Raw genomic sequence first — 1416 nt, forward strand, 5'->3', positions numbered from 1 at the left:
ACGGTCAAGACGAAAGTGCTGGCCGGCACGGCAGGCAACGATGCGATCGTCGGCTACGCCGGCGCCGACCGCCTGACTGGCCTGGATGGCAACGACACGATCCGCGGTGCGGACGGCAATGACACCCTGCTCGGCGGCAATGGCGCCGATGCCCTGAACGGTGACGAAGGCAACGACATCGTCAACGGCGACGCCGGGGCCGACAACCTGTATGGCGGAGCCGGCACCGATACCCTGTCCGGCGGCACCGGCGACGACTACCTGTATGGTGACGCCGACGCCGACAGGCTCGATGGCGGCGCCGGCAAGGACTACCTGAGCGGCGGCGGCGGTGCCGACGTCTACCTGTTCGGCAAGGGACATGGCCAGGATACGGTCTACAACTACGACAACGATATCCAGGGCACGAATGCGGACAAGGTGCTGCTCGGCGCCGGCATCGTGGCGACCGGCGTGACGCTGCTGCGCTCGTACGGCGACCTGATCCTGAAAATCAACGGCACCGACGACCAGTTGACGATCCAGGGCTATTTCACCAACGAGGGCGCAAGCAACTCCGCAGTGGAGACGATCCAGTTCGCGGACGGTACCGTGTGGGATCTGACGGCGGTCAAGACGAAGCTGTCTGCGCCACCAGCTTCGACCTCGCTCACGATGCATGGGTCGGTCGCAAACGACACCCTCACAGGTGGTCTGGGGAACGACGCCCTGTATGGCAATGCCGGTAACGACAAGCTCGATGGCAGCGCCGGCAACGACTCCCTGGACGGCGGATCGGGCAACGACACCTACCTGTTCGGCCTGGGCTCGGGCAAGGACACCATCAGTTCCTACGATGGCACCGCAGGCAAGCTCGATCTGGTCCAGCTCGGCGCAGGGGTGACGGCGGCGAACCTGAGCGCCACGCGCGACGGTGCCAACCTGGTGCTGAGCATTACCGGGACATCCGATGAACTGCGGATCAGCAATTACTTCAGTGGCGACGCCGCCGGTGGCTACCAGGTCGAACAGATCAAGTTTGCCGATGGCCTCATCTGGGACGTGGCGACGGTGAAAACGAAGGTGCTGGCCGCGACCGCGGAAAACGACGTCCGCCATGGCTATGCGACGGCGGATGTCCTGGCAGGCTCGGGAGGCGACGATACGCTGTACGGCGCTGTCGGAAACGACAACCTCGATGGCGGAACCGGCGCCGACCGCCTGTACGGCGAGGATGGCGACGACCTTCTCAAGGGCGGGACCCAGGACGACCATCTCGATGGCGGCAACGGCAACGACACCCTGCAGGGCCAGGACGACAGCGACACCCTGTATGGCTACACCGGCAACGACAAGCTCGATGGCGGCGCGGGCAACGATTCCCTGGACGGCGGATCGGGTAACGACATCTACCTGTTCGGCCTGGGCTCGGGCAAG

At 65.0% G+C, this 1416-nt stretch carries 1 protein-coding gene; it reads left to right on the forward strand.

Annotated elements, in window-relative coordinates:
• Positions 1 to 1416 (forward strand): calcium-binding protein (locus tag H162_RS0115925; RefSeq protein ID WP_026354705.1); only part of this gene is annotated, 1416 nt, incomplete at both ends.

The organism is Massilia niastensis DSM 21313 (genome assembly GCF_000382345.1).
Taxonomy (GTDB): Bacteria; Pseudomonadota; Gammaproteobacteria; order Burkholderiales; family Burkholderiaceae_D; genus Telluria; species Telluria niastensis.